Origin of the sequence: Streptomyces venezuelae, from assembly GCF_008642375.1 — a bacterium.
GTDB classification, from domain to species: Bacteria; Actinomycetota; Actinomycetes; order Streptomycetales; family Streptomycetaceae; genus Streptomyces; species Streptomyces venezuelae_G.
The window spans coordinates 5,176,195-5,192,507 of sequence record NZ_CP029194.1 but is presented as its reverse complement, the minus strand read 5'-3'; the positions used below and the strand labels follow the sequence as shown (position 1 = coordinate 5,192,507).

14 protein-coding genes and 1 tRNA gene are annotated in these 16,313 nt (G+C 73.0%); 8 read left to right on the top strand and 7 right to left on the bottom strand.

What is annotated here, in order from left to right:
* The first annotated feature begins 27 nt into the window (after positions 1-27).
* The gene (locus DEJ46_RS23960; RefSeq protein ID WP_150274724.1) at positions 28-1,482 is read left to right on the top strand and encodes an MFS transporter; all 1,455 of its coding nucleotides are present in this window, start codon (positions 28-30) and stop codon (positions 1,480-1,482) included.
* Here the strand turns inward: DEJ46_RS23960 and DEJ46_RS40940 are convergent.
* The 4 genes from DEJ46_RS40940 to DEJ46_RS23940 all read right to left on the bottom strand — a co-directional run bounded on the left by DEJ46_RS40940 (position 1,377) and on the right by DEJ46_RS23940 (position 6,311).
* The gene (locus tag DEJ46_RS40940; protein WP_411757832.1) at positions 1,377-1,736 is read right to left on the bottom strand and encodes a VOC family protein; all 360 of its coding nucleotides are present in this window, start codon (positions 1,734-1,736) and stop codon (positions 1,377-1,379) included. The genes DEJ46_RS23960 and DEJ46_RS40940 overlap by 106 nt on opposite strands.
* Entirely contained in the window at positions 1,702-2,643 is a 942-nt protein-coding gene (locus DEJ46_RS23950; RefSeq protein ID WP_150269503.1) for a cellulose-binding protein, read from the bottom strand. The genes DEJ46_RS40940 and DEJ46_RS23950 overlap by 35 nt, the downstream gene beginning before the upstream one ends.
* Positions 2,644-2,773: 130 nt before the next feature.
* The gene (locus tag DEJ46_RS23945) at positions 2,774-5,305 is read right to left on the bottom strand and encodes an SUKH-4 family immunity protein (RefSeq protein ID WP_150269501.1); all 2,532 of its coding nucleotides are present in this window, start codon (positions 5,303-5,305) and stop codon (positions 2,774-2,776) included.
* A 7-nt stretch (positions 5,306-5,312) separates the two neighbouring features.
* A complete protein-coding gene (locus DEJ46_RS23940) occupies positions 5,313-6,311 on the bottom strand; it encodes an SMI1/KNR4 family protein (protein ID WP_150269499.1) in 999 nt (332 codons plus the stop codon).
* Positions 6,312-6,558: 247 nt separating this feature from the next.
* Between DEJ46_RS23940 and DEJ46_RS23935 the strand changes: the two genes are divergently transcribed.
* Together DEJ46_RS23935 and DEJ46_RS23930 are read left to right on the top strand one after the other, a co-directional pair.
* Entirely contained in the window at positions 6,559-7,071 is a 513-nt protein-coding gene (locus DEJ46_RS23935; RefSeq protein ID WP_150269497.1) for a YwqJ-related putative deaminase, read from the top strand.
* Positions 7,072-7,081: 10 nt separating this feature from the next.
* Positions 7,082-7,579: an SUKH-3 domain-containing protein gene (locus DEJ46_RS23930; RefSeq protein WP_150269496.1), complete on the top strand. Its 498-nt coding sequence runs from the start codon at positions 7,082-7,084 to the stop codon at positions 7,577-7,579.
* A gap of 15 nt (positions 7,580-7,594) precedes the next feature.
* Here DEJ46_RS23930 and DEJ46_RS23925 read toward each other — a convergent pair whose 3' ends face one another.
* Positions 7,595-8,917: a sensor histidine kinase gene (locus DEJ46_RS23925; protein WP_150269494.1), complete on the bottom strand. Its 1,323-nt coding sequence runs from the start codon at positions 8,915-8,917 to the stop codon at positions 7,595-7,597.
* A gap of 139 nt (positions 8,918-9,056) precedes the next feature.
* On the opposite strand from DEJ46_RS23925, the gene DEJ46_RS23920 reads away from it, so the two are divergent.
* From DEJ46_RS23920 to DEJ46_RS23910, 3 genes are all read left to right on the top strand, one after another.
* Positions 9,057-9,128: transfer RNA gene (locus tag DEJ46_RS23920), tRNA-Gln, on the top strand.
* 109 nt (positions 9,129-9,237) lie between these two features.
* Positions 9,238-10,686, top strand: a complete 1,449-nt coding sequence (gene glmU / locus DEJ46_RS23915) for a bifunctional UDP-N-acetylglucosamine diphosphorylase/glucosamine-1-phosphate N-acetyltransferase GlmU (protein ID WP_150269492.1) — start codon at positions 9,238-9,240, stop codon at positions 10,684-10,686.
* 121 nt (positions 10,687-10,807) lie between these two features.
* Positions 10,808-11,782 (top strand): ribose-phosphate diphosphokinase, encoded by a 975-nt coding sequence (locus DEJ46_RS23910; RefSeq protein WP_017241154.1) that lies wholly within the window; start codon positions 10,808-10,810, stop codon positions 11,780-11,782.
* 100 nt (positions 11,783-11,882) lie between these two features.
* Here the strand turns inward: DEJ46_RS23910 and DEJ46_RS23905 are convergent, their stop codons facing one another.
* Both DEJ46_RS23905 and DEJ46_RS23900 read right to left on the bottom strand, forming a co-directional pair.
* Positions 11,883-12,758, bottom strand: a complete 876-nt coding sequence (locus DEJ46_RS23905; protein WP_223835035.1) for a serine hydrolase — start codon at positions 12,756-12,758, stop codon at positions 11,883-11,885.
* The gene (locus DEJ46_RS23900) at positions 12,755-13,714 is read right to left on the bottom strand and encodes a LysR family transcriptional regulator (RefSeq protein WP_150269490.1); all 960 of its coding nucleotides are present in this window, start codon (positions 13,712-13,714) and stop codon (positions 12,755-12,757) included. Before DEJ46_RS23900 ends, DEJ46_RS23905 begins: the two co-directional genes overlap by 4 nt.
* Positions 13,715-13,938: 224 nt before the next feature.
* On the opposite strand from DEJ46_RS23900, the gene DEJ46_RS40075 reads away from it, so the two are divergent.
* Together DEJ46_RS40075 and DEJ46_RS23890 are read left to right on the top strand one after the other, a co-directional pair.
* Entirely contained in the window at positions 13,939-15,423 is a 1,485-nt protein-coding gene (locus tag DEJ46_RS40075) for a penicillin-binding transpeptidase domain-containing protein (RefSeq protein WP_263411756.1), read from the top strand.
* Positions 15,424-15,602: 179 nt separating this feature from the next.
* Positions 15,603-16,190 (top strand): 50S ribosomal protein L25/general stress protein Ctc, encoded by a 588-nt coding sequence (locus DEJ46_RS23890; RefSeq protein WP_150269486.1) that lies wholly within the window; start codon positions 15,603-15,605, stop codon positions 16,188-16,190.
* Positions 16,191-16,313: the final 123 nt, after the last annotated feature.

Sequence of the window (16,313 nt, the reverse complement as noted above, 5' to 3'; positions counted from 1 at the left end):
CGACGCGGCCCCGTCGTCGCCGCGCTCATGCTCTGCATGGGGCTCGCCGCCATCGACGGCACGATCATCGCCACCGCCGTCCCCCAGATCGTCGGCGACCTCGGCGGACTCGCCGTCTTCTCCTGGCTCTTCGCCGGCTACCTGCTCGCCGTCACCGTGACCCTGCCGGTGTACGGGAAGCTCAGCGACACCTTCGGCCGCAAGCCCGTCCTCGTGGCCGGGGTCGTCCTCTTCCTCATCGGCTCCCTGCTCTGCGCCGCCGCCTGGAGCATGGCCTCCCTCATCGCCTTCCGCGTCGTCCAGGGCCTCGGCGGCGGCGCGCTCCAGGGCACGGTCCAGACGATCGCCGCCGACCTGTACCCGCTGAAGGAACGCCCCAAGATCCAGGCGCGACTGTCCTCGGTGTGGGCCGCGTCCTCGGTGGCGGGACCGGCGGTCGGCGGACTGCTCGCCGGATACGCCGACTGGCGCTGGATCTTCCTCATCAACCTGCCGATCGGGCTCGTCGCCCTCTGGCTCGTCACCCGCCACCTGGTCGAACCGCAGCACACCACGACCACGCTCCGCGAGAAGCCCCGGATCGACTGGGCCGGCGCGCTCGCCGTCTTCGCCACCGGCGCCCTGCTGATCACCGCGCTCGTCCAGGGCGGCGTCGCCTGGCCCTGGCTCTCGGCCCCGTCCCTCGGCCTCCTGGGCGGGGCGGTCGTCCTCGGCGCCCTGACGGTCGTCATCGAGCGGCGCGCAGCCGAGCCGATCATCCCCGGCTGGGTCTGGCGCCGCCGCACGATCGCCGCCGTCAACCTGTCGCTCGGCGCCCTCGGCCTGGTGATGGTCGCCCCGGCCGTCTTCCTGCCCACGTACGCCCAGTCCGTCCTGGGCCTCGGCCCGATAGCCGCCGGCTTCGTCCTCTCCACCTGGACCCTGAGCTGGCCCATCACGGCGGCGCTCTCCAACCGCGTCTACACCCGCATCGGCTTCCGCCTCACCGCCGTCCTCGGCATCTCGGGCGCGCTGCTCCTGCTGCTCGCGTTCCCGTTCCTGCCGTTCCCCGGCGAGCCGTGGCAGCCGGCCCTGCTGATGCTACTGCTCGGCGCGGCGCTCGGGCTGTTCCAACTCCCCCTGATGGTCGGGGTCCAGTCGACCGTCCCGTACGAGGAGAGGGGCACGACGACCGCCTCGGTCCTCTTCTGCCGCCAGGTCGGCCAGAGCGTCGGAGCGGCCCTCTTCGGCGCGATCGCGAACGGGGTGCTGGCGGCCCGCCTGGGCGGCGGCACCGACCTGGACACCCTGGCCCGCGCCCTGGACGAGCCCGCGTCCCTCACGGCCGAGACGATGGACCGGCTCCGCCGAGCGGTCGACGCGGCGGTCGACTGGGTCTACCTGGGCGCGGCGGCAGCGGCGGCCCTGGCGCTCCTCGCCCTCCTCACGCTCGCACCCCGCCGCTTCCCGGTGCTGAAGGAGGCGGCGGGAGACGAGGACTGAGCGGGTGACTCGTACAGAAGGTGGCCCGGGTACGGCCCCGCCGGGTCCAGTACCACCCGCCACCGGTCGGGGCGCGGCTGCGTCTCCGGCACGGTGGCGCCCCACTCGACAAGCCGGGCCGCGGCCTCGTCCAGGTCGTCGGCGTCGAAGTCGAGGTGCGGCTGGGGTCGGCGCGGTCGAGCGTGACCGCCGTCAGCCGCATCCCCCTGGGAGGGGAGGCTACTTCGGGCCTCCGGAGCCGTCCTGACCCTCAGAGCCCTCCAAGTCCCCCTTGCCCGCGCCCTGTTCCGGCTCCGGCTCCGGTGCCGCCACCCGGCCCGTCAGCGCCGCGAGCGAGTTGCGGATGTGCTCCATGTGCCCATGGATCTCGTCCCGCGCCTCGTCGTGCTCCCGCAGCACCCGCTCCGTCTCGCGCTCGGCCCGCTCCCCCTTCATCCGGGCCTCGGCGAGCACCTCCTCCGCCCGCGCCTCCGCGTCCTCCTGACCGTGCCGGGCCTGCTCCTCGGTCTCCGCGAGGGACCGCTGGGCGTCCGCGAGCCTCTCCTCCGCGGAGGCCACCAGCGCCTCGTGGCGCGCGTCCAGTTCGGCCGCCGCGCTCTGCGCCGTACGCTCGGCCTCGTCCCGTACGGCCGCCTGCTCGGCCCGCTGCTCAGCCAGGAGCTCCGCCGCCCGGCGCTCGGTCTCCTCGAAGGCCTCCCGCGCCGCCGACCGCTGCTCCTCCGCCTCGCGGCCCGCGTCCGTCGCCAGCTCCTCGGCCCGCTCGCGCGCGGTCTTCAGGGTCGCGCGGGCCGTCGACTCGGCCGCCGCCCGGACGCCCTCCGCGTACGCCCGGGCCGACTCCTCCGCCTCCCGGCCCGCCGCCTCGGCCGCCTCCGCGAGGGCCTGCGCGTCGGCCTCCGCGGCACGGACGAGCGTCTCGTCCTCCTGCTCGGCCATCGCCAGGATCTTCCGCGCGCGCTCGCTCAGCGACTCGTACCGCTGCGGCGCGAGCGCCTCGACGGCCGCGCGCAGCCGCGCCGCCTCCGCCTCCATGTCCTTCGCGAGGACGGTGAGCCGCGCCGCCCGCTCCCACGCCCCGTCGCGCTCCTCGGAGAGCGCGGCGAGGTGGCGGTCGACCTGCTCGGGGCGGTACCCGCGCCCCCGCCCGACTGCGAAATTCATCCCTGACGCCCCTTCCGTCCTACGGCCCGACCCGTACAGGATGCGCCATCAGAACGGACAAAAGGCGCCCAACGTGGATACACGTCGAGCGCCTTTCGTCACATTCTGTCCAACTGGGCCTGCAGAAGGGCTACAGAAGGCCGTCCCACATCTGCTCAAGCAGCACGGACCACCAGTTCTCCGGCGACGACAGCGCCGCCGGGTCCAGCATCGCCAACTGCGCCTGGAAATCGACCGTCCAGCGTCCCGCCTGCTCCGGATTGAGCCCGAAGCGCAGCCGCCACATGCGGCCAAGCAGCGCCATCGACCGCGTGAACTCCGGCAGTCCGGTGTTCACGAACTGCGGCGGCACCGACTGCCCGCCAGGACCGGCCTCCACCGGAACCGCCACGATGTGCGCGGTCCCGTACTGGACACAGATCGCCCGCCCGAAGTCCGAACCGAGCACCAGGTACGAGCTCGCGTCCGGCGCCGACTGCACCTGCCGCTGAGCCGCCAGCTCCGCGAGCGTCGGCACCACCGGCACAGGAGGCTGCGCCCAGAAGAACGGCCCGAAGTCCGCCGGCAGCCCCGCCCACACCAGCGTCCGCGCCACCAGCTCCGGCACGCCCTGACGCGACACCGCGTTCTGGTCGAAGCGCAGCACACCCGGACCGAAGGCCCCGGCCAGCTCCTGCGCGATCGCCTCCGGCGGAACCGGCGGCGCCGGCTGCACCTGCGGCAGCGGAGCCCGCACCGGCGCGGGACGCGCCGGACCGTCCGCGACCTGATGCAACTCACCCTGATGCGTGAGGAGTTGCCGCACGCCCTGCTGCCGGCCCGCGTGATCGCGGCCGTACGGAGCGATGCTCGTGATCCGCGCCTGCGGCCACGTCTCCCGGATCATCCGCGCACAGTAACCACCGGGCAGCTCACAGGACTCCAGCTCCGTGTGCAGTTCCAGCACCTGCTGCGGCGGCACGTTCATGGCGCGCAGCTCGTGCAGGATCTGCCACTCCGGATGCGGGGTGCCCGGCGCCGAACGCCGGATGATCTGCGCCTCCGAACCGTCGGGCGCCCGGTAGCGCAGCACCGCCTGGTAGCCGGGACCCACCGTCGGCTGCCCCGCGGCCTGCGGATACCCGTACGCGGGAGGTACGGGCCCGGGGCCGGGAGGCGGCGTGTGACCGCCGTGCACCGGCGGCGCCGGAGCGGGCGGAGGCGGCGGACCGGCCGGACCACCGGGACCGGGGTGCGCCAGCATCGTCGCGGCATGCGCGACACCACCCGCGGGCGTACCACCGGGCACACCCGGCGGCGGCGGGGGCGGCGGAGGCGCGCCCGGACCACCCTGGTTCGGATGCGCCAGCATCGTCGCCGCCTGGTGCACGGGCTGCGGCGGGGTCGGCGGACCGGGAGGCCCCGGAGGACCGGGCGGGGCGGGCTGCGACGGCCCGGGAGGCTGAAGCCCCTCGGGCCCGAGCTGCGACACCAGCTGCGTCGGTACGTACGCGGGGGCGCCCCCCAGCGACCCACCGGGCACACCGGGCGCACCCGGCGGCGGAGGCGGCGTCCCCGGCCCGCGCCCGCCCTTCGGCGGCAGCGTGGCCTTGCTCGTCGCGGCGTCCGCGATCTCCCCGGCACCCGGCACCCGCGGCGCGGGCGGCGGAGGCGGCACACCGGGCCCGGCCGCCGGGGCGGGAGGCACGGGAGGACCGGACTGGACAGGGGGCACGGGAGGACCGGGCTGCACCGGCGGCGGCACCGGCACCGAAGGCGGCGGCGCGGCCGGGTCGAGCCGCGGAGCCACCGCGGTCGGGGGCAGCGCACTGCCCCCCTTCATCAGCGCGGTCGGCGCGTCGGCACCGATCAACGGGGGCGGGGTGTCCTCGTCGTCCGTCCCCGACAGCGGCGGCGCGAACACGGTCGCGGGCAGCGGAACAGCCCCGTCGGCACCACCGGAACTCGCGTTCGCATCCGCCCACGGACTCACCGCGGGAGCGGGGGTGGGGGTGGGCGCGGAGGGGGGCTCGGGGGTGGGCGCGGGGACAGGGGCGGGAGCGGGCGGAACCGGCGGAGCCGCCGGAGCGGGGATGGCGGGCGCGGCCTCGGCCGAGGCCGCGGCCACCGGCTCACGGTCACGGTCACGGTCACGGTCACCGGAGTCCGACGGCGTCGAAGACGCCGAAGGCACGGGTGAAGGCGCGGGCACCGAAGGCGCGCCCGCAGGCGGCACCGCGTCCGACGCGTCGTCCATCGGCGCCGACGAACTCCCGCCCTCCTGCGAAGCGTTCGGCCCCTGCGGCGGCAGTCCGATCCGGTCCGCCGCGTCCTGCAGCCACTCCGGAGGACTCAGCAGGAACGACGTCTGGTTCAGATCGATCCGGGCCGCCTGAGGCGCCGCCGGGGCGGCCGCCTCCTCCGGCGACCCGTACTCCTCCTCGTACCGCCGGATCACCTCGCCCACCGGCAGCCCCGGCCACAGCGTGGCCTCACCGCTGTCCCGGGCGATGACCAGCCGCTGCCGGCCGCCGTCCGAGACCGGACCGCCCTGGCGGTCCTCGGCCCACACCACGAAGCCCAGCTCGAACTCCCGTACCCGCACCTCACGGTGCTGGTACGCCGGCAGGTCGCCGTTGATCCATTCCTCGGCGCGCTCCTGCGCCTGCGCGAACGTCACCACAGCCAGTTCACTCCCCTACCGGGACCACGGGCACGGCACGCGCGAAGCCGCCGTCCACCATCAGGTTCGCCACCGTCTCCAGCTCCGGCGGACTGCCGGCGAGACGCTGCAGGAACGCGTCGAAGTCCTCGCCGCAGGGCAGCAGCAGCCGCTCCACCCGCTCGGCCACCGTCCAGCCCGCCGCCTCCGGCCCGGAGTCCCGCGCGTCGTCGTACGCGCAGAACCACACCGAGCCGATCGCGTCGCCCCGCACCTTCACCGCGACCAGACCGCCCTGGACGAAGGCGACGCCCAGATAGTCCTTGGTCAGGTGATCGCGCAGACACTTGTTGACGTACACGAGGTCGTTCGTCCCCGCCTGCTCCCGCACCGTGAAGAACGGCTGGTCGACCAGGAGCCCGAGCTCCGCGTCGAGCGCCGTGCCCACCGGCGCGCACCCGCCCGCCGCCTTCAGGAACGAGCGGTACGCGCCGGGCAGCCGGTAGCCGAGATCCTCCTCGACACCCTGGAGCTGGAGCTCCGACACCGACACGAGCGCCTTCGGCAGGCCGAAGTGCGCGGGACGGGTCTCCTGCAGCGGCCGCGTGCCGCGCTTCGCATGATCGACAGCGGCCGTCGCCACCCCGCCGTGGTGCCGCAGCAGCGCCTTCACCTCGACCGGGACCAGCTCCATCCGGCGGCTGCGCGCCACGTGATGCCAGGTCCAGCCGTGCGGGGTCGCCACCGAAGGGATCGTGTCCCACAGCTCATGACCGGTCGCCGCCATCGCCGCGTTCGCCGACACGTAGTCCGTGAGACGCAGCTCGTCGACGCCGAAGCCCTCCGGAGGATCGGCGATCTCCGCCGCCGCACGCGCGTACGGCGAGAAGTCCGGATGGCCGTGCTCGTCGATCCGTACCCCTCTGGGGTGACGGGCGGCGCGGACCGGGTCCGGAAAATGCACGACCTGCCCGGCATAGGCCGCGTTCGGTGGCGCGGTGTCCTGCCCGAGCCGACCTGTCGTCATGGCGGTTGCCCCCTGCACTGGCGTCGCTGACTGCTGCTACCGACTGATCTGGCACAGCCTATGCGCTGCCACAAGAGCCCGAACGGCCCCCGCCCGACGGTGACCAACTGTCACGACGCCATGACAGTTGCACCATGGTTCCGACACACCGGACACACCATTCGCCGCCCCAGCTTCCCCATATGGCTCCCTATTTGGCAGGCTGTCCACGCAACTCGGGGGATTGCAGGAGGGGAAGACCAGCACCATGCACACAGCACCGACGCCCACACAGGGTGACCCACGCCTCAACTGGAGCAGCAGCGCCGAAGCCACGCGCGCGCCCTTACTGCTCCACCGCCGCGACGGCATCCTTCCCACCGTCGGGGCAGCTCTCTCCGTACGCGGCGAGACGCTCACGTGCACCGCGGGCCGCGGCGACCGCCCGCCCCTCCTGCACGCCCTCGTCCAGGACTTCCTGGACACCCTCACGAGCGGTCAGCGGGAGCGTTTCACCGGGCGATGTCCCGAGGCGATCCTGCTCTCCCGGCACCTCACCGCCACCGAGAACGGCCGCTCCAAGCGCGCCCAGCGCAAGCCGCTCACCCCCGGCGAAGCCCGCCGGTCCCTCAAGCACGCCAAGCTCACCGCCCGGCGCATCCGGGAGGACGGCGACCCGCTGCACGGCAGCTACGCGGCACCCTGCCGCTCCTGCACGGCGATGCTCGCCCACTTCGGGGTCCGCCCCGTCGACCCCACGACGCCTGTCGAGAACGGCTGACCGCACACCCATGCCCGACCACCTCAGCACCACGCGCTTCCCGGTCAACGTCGACGCCGCCCTCCGCGAGGCCGGCTGGCAGCCCGGCCGCTGGGACATCAAGCTCGCCGAAGAATGGGCCGACGCCCTGCGCGCCCACGTCTCCCCCGCCGGCCACCGGCACAGCGTCTTCCCCGCGGCCGTCGAGGCCTGGGCGGAGTTCGGCGGCCTGCGGATCACCTCCCCCGGGCACGGTCGGCAGATAGCTCCCACGACGGTCCGCTTCGACCCGCTCGCCGGACTCCACCTCGCACGCACCCTCGCCGACCTGGGGCGCGCCCTGGAGAGCGAGCTCGCGCCGCTCGGGGAGGAGGGCGAGCACCAGGCCGTCCTGGCGATGGACGTCGAGGGCCGGGTCTACAGCCTCGACCACGCGGGCGACTGGTACCTCGGCAAGGACATCGACGCGGCGCTGTCGACCCTGGTCAACGGCGTCCAGCCGACCCGCCTGACGGCGGACAGGCCCTAGGGACGGACCCCCCGCTCACTCCCCGACCGGCAGCACGGCCGACACCCGGAACCCGCCCGCGTCCGTCACACCCGACACGAACACGCCACCGATCCGCAGGACCCGCTCCCGCATCCCGACGAGCCCGTTCCCGCCGCTCGGCAGCTGCGCGTCGGCCACCACGGTGTCGGCCGGACAGGGCCCGTTCTCCACCTGCATCGCGACCTCGGCCTCCCGGTGCGCGAGCCGGACCACGACCGCGGCGCCCGCCGCGTGCTTGTGGACGTTCGTCAGCGCCTCCTGGACCACGCGGTACGCCGTACGCTCCACCTCCGGCGGATACGCCCGCGCCTCCCCCAGCACCACGAACTCCACGACGGCCCCCGCGAGCCTCGACTGCTCGCACAACGCCTCCAGGGCGTCCAGGCGCGGCCCGTCGTCGGCGGCGGCCTCTGCGGCAGCGGCGGCGGCCCGCCCCACGGCGGCCAGCGGCACCGCGGCGGGGGCGACGGGAGCGGCCTCCTCCCGCAGGACCCCCAGCATCTCGCGCAGCTCCGTCAACGCCTGGCGGCCCATGTCACCGACCAGGGCGGCATTCCGCACAGCCTTCTGCGGATCCTTCAGGGCCACCGCCTGGAGCGCCGCCGCGTGCACCACCATCAGCGACACCCGGTGGGCGACCACGTCGTGCATCTCCCGGGCGATCCGGGTCCGCTCCTCCTGCCGCGCCCACTGCGCCCGCTGCTCGGCCCGGTCGGCAAGCAGCGACAGCTCCTGCTCCAGACTGTCGGCCCGCTCGCGCAGGCTCTCCATCAGGCGGCGGCGGGCCCCTATGTAGAGGCCGAAGAGCACCGGCGGCGCGTTGAGCCCGAGAGTCATGAAGAGCGACACGACGGGCACGTACCAGCCGCTCGGGTCGATGTCGGGCTGCCCGACATCGGCCTGGGCGACGTCCTGGCGCATGCGCACGAAGGTCACGACGAAGACGGCGACGGTCGACATCGAGGCGAGCACGGCGGTGATCCGGCGCGGCACCTCGGAGGCGGCGAGCGTGTAGAGCCCGACGATCCCCATCAGGAAGCCCATCTCGGCGGGCGTGACGGCCATGGAGACGAGGACGACGGTGATCGGCGACCGCCGCCGGACGAGCAGCGTCGACCCGACGATCAGCCCGAACAGCACCCCCACGGGCACGGGCAGTCCGGCCTTCTCGGCGAACCCGATCCCCTGGAGCCCGCACTCCAGCGCGGACACCGCGGCGAGCCCCACATCAAGAACGACACTGCGCCGTCTCCCCCACCACCACCAACTCCCCGAACGAACGCCCACAGCGTCCCGGTCTGCCCCCGTCGCGGTCATGCCCTCCACCCTACGGGCGTTGCGGGAACAGTCACGAGGAGCGCGGAGCTATACCGTCGCACGGAAGGCGCCTGGTACGGCATAGTGGATGCCGCCGGGCGCACGACTGACGACTTGTCCGTTTTAGCCCCATACGCTATCCCCTGTGGTGTAATTGGCAGCACTGAGGCTTTTGGTGCCTTATGTCCGGGTTCGAGTCCTGGCGGGGGAGCTTCTTCACCCGGGTCCTGACCGTCGCGGTCAGGACCCGCGCTCATGTCCGGGCCCCGGCCCCCCGGTATCCTTCGTGCGTCCACCACCCAAAGCCGAAGGGCATTCCCGTGAGCGCCAACCGCCCGGCAGCCGTCGTCGTCCTCGCAGCGGGTGAGGGCACCCGCATGAAGTCGAAGACCCCCAAGGTCCTGCACGAGATCGCCGGGCGTTCGCTCGTCGGGCATGTCGTGTCCGCCGCCCGGGAGCTCGAGCCCGAGCACCTCGTCGTGGTCGTCGGGCACGCCCGTGAGCAGGTGCGCGGCCACCTGGAGGCGCACTACGCCGGGACCCGGACCGCCGTGCAGGAGGAGCAGAACGGCACCGGGCACGCGGTGCGCATGGCCCTGGAGGAGCTGGGCAAGACGCCCGAGGGGACCGTCGTCGTGGTGTGCGGCGACACTCCGCTGCTGTCCGGCGAGACCCTCAAGGCGCTGGCCGGCACGCACGCCGCCGACGGCAACGCCGTGACCGTGCTGACCGCCGAGGTGCCGGACTCCACCGGCTACGGCCGGATCGTGCGCGACGCCGAGACGGGCGCCGTGACCGAGATCGTCGAGCACAAGGACGCCACCGCCGCGCAGCTCGCCATCCGCGAGATCAACTCCGGTGTGTTCGCGTTCGACGGGAAGCTGCTCGCCGAGGCGCTCGGTCAGGTGCGGACGGACAACAGCCAGGGCGAGGAGTACCTCACCGACGTGCTGTCGATCCTGCGCGAGGCCGGTCACCGCGTCGGCGCCTCCGTCGCCGGTGACCACCGCGAGATCCTCGGGATCAACAACCGCGTGCAGCTCGCCGAGGCCCGTGGCCTGCTGAACCAGCGGCTCCTGGAGCGCGCCATGATGGCCGGCGTCACGATCGTCGACCCCTCTTCCGTCCTCGTGGACGTGGCCGTCACCTTCGAGGCCGATGCCGTCATCCTGCCGGGTACGCAGCTCCTCGGCTCGACGCACGTCGCCGAGGACGCCGTGGTCGGCCCGAACACCCGCCTGCAGAACACCCGCGTCGGCAAGGGCGCCCGGGTGGACAACACGGTCGCGGACACCGCCGTCGTCGGCGAGGGCGCCTCCGTGGGTCCGTACGCGTACCTCCGTCCGGGCACGAACCTCGGCACGAAGGCCAAGGCCGGCACGTACGTCGAGATGAAGAACGCGACGATCGGCGAGGGCACGAAGGTCCCCCACCTGTCGTACGTCGGCGACGCGACGATCGGCGAGTACACGAACATCGGCGCCGCGAGCGTGTTCGTGAACTACGACGGCGAGGCGAAGCACCACACCACGGTCGGGTCCCACTGCAAGACCGGTTCGGACAACATGTTTGTGGCTCCCGTCACGATCGGGGACGGCGCCTACACCGCCGCCGGGTCCGTGATCACGAAGGACGTCCCGGCCGGTGCACTGGCCGTGGCCCGGGGCCAGCAGCGGAATATCGAGGGTTGGGTGGCCCGGAAGCGGCCCGGAAGCGCTGCCGCGCAGGCCGCCCTGGTCGCCTCGGAGGACGCCGCAAGCGAAAGCTGACCGGAAACGGGTGCGTCGAACTCGGCGTACCGTGATACGTGCACACAAATTCGGCTGGTTCGCACACGCGCTCGCAGGGCGTGGGACCGCGGCCAGAGAACACGTCTGAGGAGACAGTGCTGTGACCGGGATCAAGACGACCGGCGAGAAGAAGCTGATGCTCTTCTCCGGCCGCGCCCACCCCGAGCTGGCCGAGGAGGTCGCGCACCAGCTGGGCGTCGGCCTCGTTCCCACCAAGGCGTTCGACTTCGCCAACGGTGAGATCTACGTCCGCTTCCAGGAGTCGGCCCGCGGTGCGGACTGCTTCCTGATCCAGAGCCACACGGCTCCGATCAACAAGTGGATCATGGAGCAGCTGATCATGATCGATGCTCTGAAGCGGGCCTCGGCCCGGAGCATCACCGTGATCATCCCGTCGTACGGCTACGCCCGTCAGGACAAGAAGCACCGCGGTCGCGAGCCGATCTCGGCCCGTCTGGTCGCGGACCTGCTGAAGACCTCGGGCGCGGACCGCATCCTGACCGTGGACCTGCACACCGACCAGATCCAGGGCTTCTTCGACGGTCCGGTGGACCACCTGTCCGCTCTCCCGGTCCTCGCGGACTACGTGGGTGCGAAGGTCGACCGCTCGAAGCTGACGATCGTCTCCCCGGACGCCGGGCGCGTGCGGGTCGCCGACCGCTGGTGCGACCGTCTCGACGCCCCGCTGGCGATCGTGCACAAGCGCCGTGACAAGGACGTCGCCAACCAGGTCACCGTCCACGAGGTCGTCGGTGACGTGAAGGGCCGTGTCTGTGTCCTGGTGGACGACATGGTCGACACCGGTGGCACGATCTGCGCCGCCGCGGACGCCCTGTTCGCGCACGGTGCCGAGGACGTCATCGTGACGGCCACGCACGGCATCCTGTCGGGCCCGGCCGCCGACCGTCTGAAGAACTCCAAGGTCAGCGAGTTCGTCTTCACGGACACGCTGCCGGTTCCGGGTGCCCTTGAGCTCGACAAGATCACGGTTCTGTCGATCGCGCCGACGATCGCCCGCGCCGTGCGCGAGGTGTTCGAGGACGGCTCGGTGACGAGCCTCTTCGAGGAGCACTGAGTCACCAGGTCTTCGTGAGGAAGGGCCGTTTCCCCCCATCGGGGGAAGCGGCCCTTCCTCATGTCCTGAGTCTCATGGCCTGCGTCTCATGGCCTGCGTCTCATGTCCTGAGCGCGTCCACCGCGATCCTCGCCGCCCCGCCGATCACCGCGTCCGCCGCCGGGAGCGTCACGTCCGTGGAGGCCGCTCGGGTGAAGACGGCGACGGCGTAGCGGCCGCCGTCGGGGTACTCGACGACGCCGGCCTCGTGCCGGAGCGTGGGCAGGGAGCCGGTCTTCCCGCTGACGCGCACGTCGTCGAAGGGGAAGCCCGCGGCGAGGCGGTGGCTCCAGGCCTGGAGGCCGAGGACGGCCCGCAGCTCCTCGCCGTACTCCCCCGGGCAGACCTCGTCGCGCCAGACGGCGGTGAGCAGGGCGGTGATCTCGCGGGGGGTCGAGCGGTTGGTGCGGGTGGGGTCGAGGGCGCGGAGGCGGGCGACGACGGCGGGGTCGGTGAGGGCGGCGGGTTCGCCGGCGGCGTCCTCGCGGACGGTGGCGAAGAGTTCCCGCATGGTCTGGACGGCGTGGGTCCTGGTCAGTCCGAGGCCGGTCATGGTGGCGTTGACGGTGTCGAGGCCGAGGGTGTCCCAGAGGAGGTCGGCGGCGGTGTTGTCGCTGACGGCGACGGCGAGGCTCGCGAGGTCGCGGAGGGAGAGCCGGGCGGCGTCGCGCATGGCGGAGAGGCCGGTGGCGCCCGGGGCACGGTTCTCGGCGGGGATGTCGACGGGCCTGGTCGGGTCGACGAGGCCGAGGGACGACTGCCGGTAGAGGGTGGCGACGAGGCAGAGCTTGTGGACGCTGGCGGTCGGTACGAGGGTGTCGGAGCCGACGCCGAGCGCGGTGCCGGTGTCGATGTCGACGGCGTGGAGCTGGCCGGTGACGCCCGCGTCGGCGAAGGCCGTGGTGATGCGGCGGCGGGCGGCGGCGTGCGCGGTCACAGGGGGAACTCCGATGCGGGGCGGGGGAAGACCATCCTCGTCGACGGGGCGGTGCGCATGTCCGCGTGCTCGCGGAGGACGGTGTGGGCGGTGTCGGTGAAGAGGCGGACGGCGGGGCTGTCCTTGCCTTCGGGCCAGGCGGTGGAGGTGCGCCAGGTGACGGTGGTGCCGTGCAGGGGGCGCCAGACGGTGCCGGCCTCGTCGGGGGTGCGGGGGACGAGGGCGACGGCGCCGCCGGAGAGGACGAGGCCGCGGGTGAAGTCGGGTCCGGTGGCGGCGAGGACGGCGGTGGGGGTGCAGCCGTGGCGGGCGCAGGCGGTGAGGGTCTCGTCGTGGAGGGCGGGGGCCTCGGCGCGGGGGAAGAGGACGAGGTCGCGGCCGGTGAGGGCGGCGGCGGGGAGTTCGGCGGGGCCGGTGAGCGGGTCGGCGAGCGGGTCGTCGGCGGCGAGGAGGGCGCCGAGGGGCTGGTGGAGGGTGGGGCCGAAGGCGAGGCCGGGGGCGGGGCAGGGGTGGCGGACGATGCCGACGTCGAGGGTGCCGGCGGTGAGTTCGGCGGTCTGTTCGGCGGTGGGGAGTTCGCGGAGTTCGAGGGTGGCGCCGGGTGAGCGTTCGCGGAAGGCGGTGAGGAGGGCGGCGACGGCGGTGGCGCCGAGGCCGGGTGGTACGGCTGCGCGGAGGGTGCCGGCGGCGCCGCTGTGGACGCGGGCGACAGTGGCGGCGAGCCGGTCGGCGGCGGCGAGGAGGTGGTCGGTCTCGGCGAGGACGAGGCGGCCGGCGGGGGTGAGGGTGGCGCCGCGCGCGCCGCGGTCGAGGAGGCGGACGCCGAGTTCGCGTTCGAGGCGCTGGATGCGCTGGGAGAGGGAGGGCTGGGCCATGCGCAGGCGGGCGGCGGCCCGGCCGAAGTGCTGTTCCTCGGCGACGGTCCTGAAGTACCGCAGATGCAGGAGCAGGTCCATGAGCAGCAAGGATAGGCATACGGCTATGTCTTTCATGGCGATATGAGTCTTGGACCGGTCGTACGCGTGTCTGTTTCGCTGCCGGTATGACGATGCAGACGACACATCGGGCAAGGCGCCGACGCAGGTGGCCGGCGGTGGTGGTGGCGGGCGCTGTGGTGGCGGGGGTCGCGGGGTGGGCTGTCGCGTACGGCCCGCTGAAGGGGGAGGAGCCGCCGAGGACGGTGGATCCCGAGGCCGTGCGGACGGCGCGGGCGTTCCTGAGCAGCTGGGCGGCGGGGGATCTGCCGGCGGCGGCGCGGTTGACGGACTCGCCGGCGAAGGCGGAGGAGACGTTGCGGAACTTCACGGCGGGTCTGGAGATCGTGAAGCCGGTGCTGACGGCGGGCGCGGCGCGTGTGGACGGTGCGGCGGGCACCGGCGCCCGGGTGCCCTACCGGGCGAGGATGCCGGTGGCGGAGCTGGGGACGTGGTCGTACGGCTCCGAGTTCGCGGTGGCGCGTACGGAGGCGGGGTGGCGGGTGCGGTGGGAGCTGCCGCTGATCCATCCGCAGCTGAACGACAAGCAGCGGTTCAAGCTGGTGGAGGAGGAGTCGGCGGAGCTCGCGGCGGTGGACCGGGACGGGCAGGCGATCTCGGCGGCGGAGCATCCCTCGCTGGTCTCGGTGCTGGGCCTGGGCGGCGGGAAGCCGCGGGGCGAGGTGCAGGTCGTGGACCGGATCACGGGTGAGACGAGGTCGACGGCGGTGCGGTTCGGGCCGGAGCCCGGGGAGGGCGGCGGTCCGCTGCGGACGACGATCGACGCGCGGACGCAGCGGGCGGCGGAGAAGGCGCTCGCCCGGCACACCGCCGGGCGGAACGCGGGCCTGGTGGCGGTGCGGATCGACAGCGGCGAGGTGGTCGCGGTGGCGAACGGGCCGGCCGGCGGCTTCAACCGGGCCTTCCAGGGCACGTACGCGCCGGGGTCGACGTGGAAGGTGGTGACGAGTGCGGCGCTGCTCGCGAAGGGGGCGGTGACGCCGGAGTCGCGGGTGGACTGCCCGAAGTACCTGACGGTCGGGAAGCAGTTCCACAACGTGGAGACCTCGGAGATCCCGGGCGCGTCGTTCCGTGAGGACTTCATCCATTCGTGCAACACGGCGTTCGTGGCGCTGCGGGGGCGTCTCGCGAACGGCGAGATGACCGTGTTCGCGAAGGAGCACTTCGGGATCGGCCCGGAGTGGAAGACGGGGGTGGGTTCGGTGGATGCCGAGGTGCCGGTGCCCGCGGGTGAGACGGAGAAGGCGGCGGCGCTGTTCGGGCAGGGGAGGCTGCGGACGAATCCGCTGGCGATGGCGTCGGTGACGGCGACGGCGGTGTCGGGGACGTTCCGCCAGCCGCTGCTGGTGAAGGGGACGGACCAGCCGTCGGTGGCGACGAAGCCGCTGCCGTCTGGGGTGGCGAAGCAGTTGCGGTCGCTGATGCGGGACACGGTGACGGAGGGGTCGGCGAAGGTGCTCGCGGGGGTGCCGGGCGAGGTGGGGGCGAAGACGGGGACGGCCGAGGTGACGGAGGACGGGAACAACAACGGCTGGCTCGTCGCGTACGACGGGGAGATCGCGGTGGCGTGCGTGGTGGAGGGGGCGGAGAGCGGTTCGGGGTCGGCGGGCCCGGTCCTGCGTGACCTGCTGACGGAGCTGGCGGGGCGGCCGGGCGGGGCTGCGGACTGATCCATTTGGGCGGTCAGGTGGCGGCGGGTAGACTGCCGTAGTTGCTCGGCGAGGGAGGCCGTACCCGTACGGATGTACAGGGTCATGGCTGTCCGTTATCGACGCGCTCTTCGTAGCAGGCCATCGCCAGTCGTGGCCGGGTGACCACTTTTTTCGTCACCATCTACGAGGAGTGCAACATGTCCGAGGTCAAGCTCGTCGCTGCTGTCCGTACCGAGTTCGGCAAGGGTGCTTCCCGCCAGCTCCGTCGTGACTCCCTGGTCCCCACGGTCCTCTACGGCCACGGCACGGACCCGGTCCACATCTCCCTCCCGGCCCACGAGCTCGGCCTGGCGCTGCGTACGCCGAACGTCCTGCTCTCCCTGGACATCGAGGGCACCCACGAGCTCGCGATCCCGAAGGCCGTCCAGCGTGAGGCCATCAAGGGCTCGCTCGTGCACGTCGACCTGATCCTCGTCAAGCGCGGCGAGAAGGTCACCGTCGAGATCCCCGTCCAGGCCGAGGGCGAGCTCGCCGCCGGTGGCAACCTGCTGGAGCACGTGCTGAACACGCTCTCCGTCGAGGCCGAGGCCACCCACCTCCCCGAGTCCGTCTCGGTGTCCGTGGAGGGCCTGGAGGCCGGTGCCTCCGTCCTCGCCAAGGACATCACCCTCCCGGCGGGCACCACCCTGGTGACCGACGCCGACGCCGTCGTCCTCCAGGTCCTGGCCGCGCAGGCCGAGGAGCCGGCCGCCGAGGCCGAGGCCACCGAGGGTGCGGAGGCCTGAGCCGTAGGCTCTGCCTGACGTGACGGGGTGACGGGCCGTACGGCCCGTCACCCCGTTTCTCTTGCACGGACGCATGTACGGACCCCTGCACGGACGCGTGTACGGAACGGACACGAGGAGATC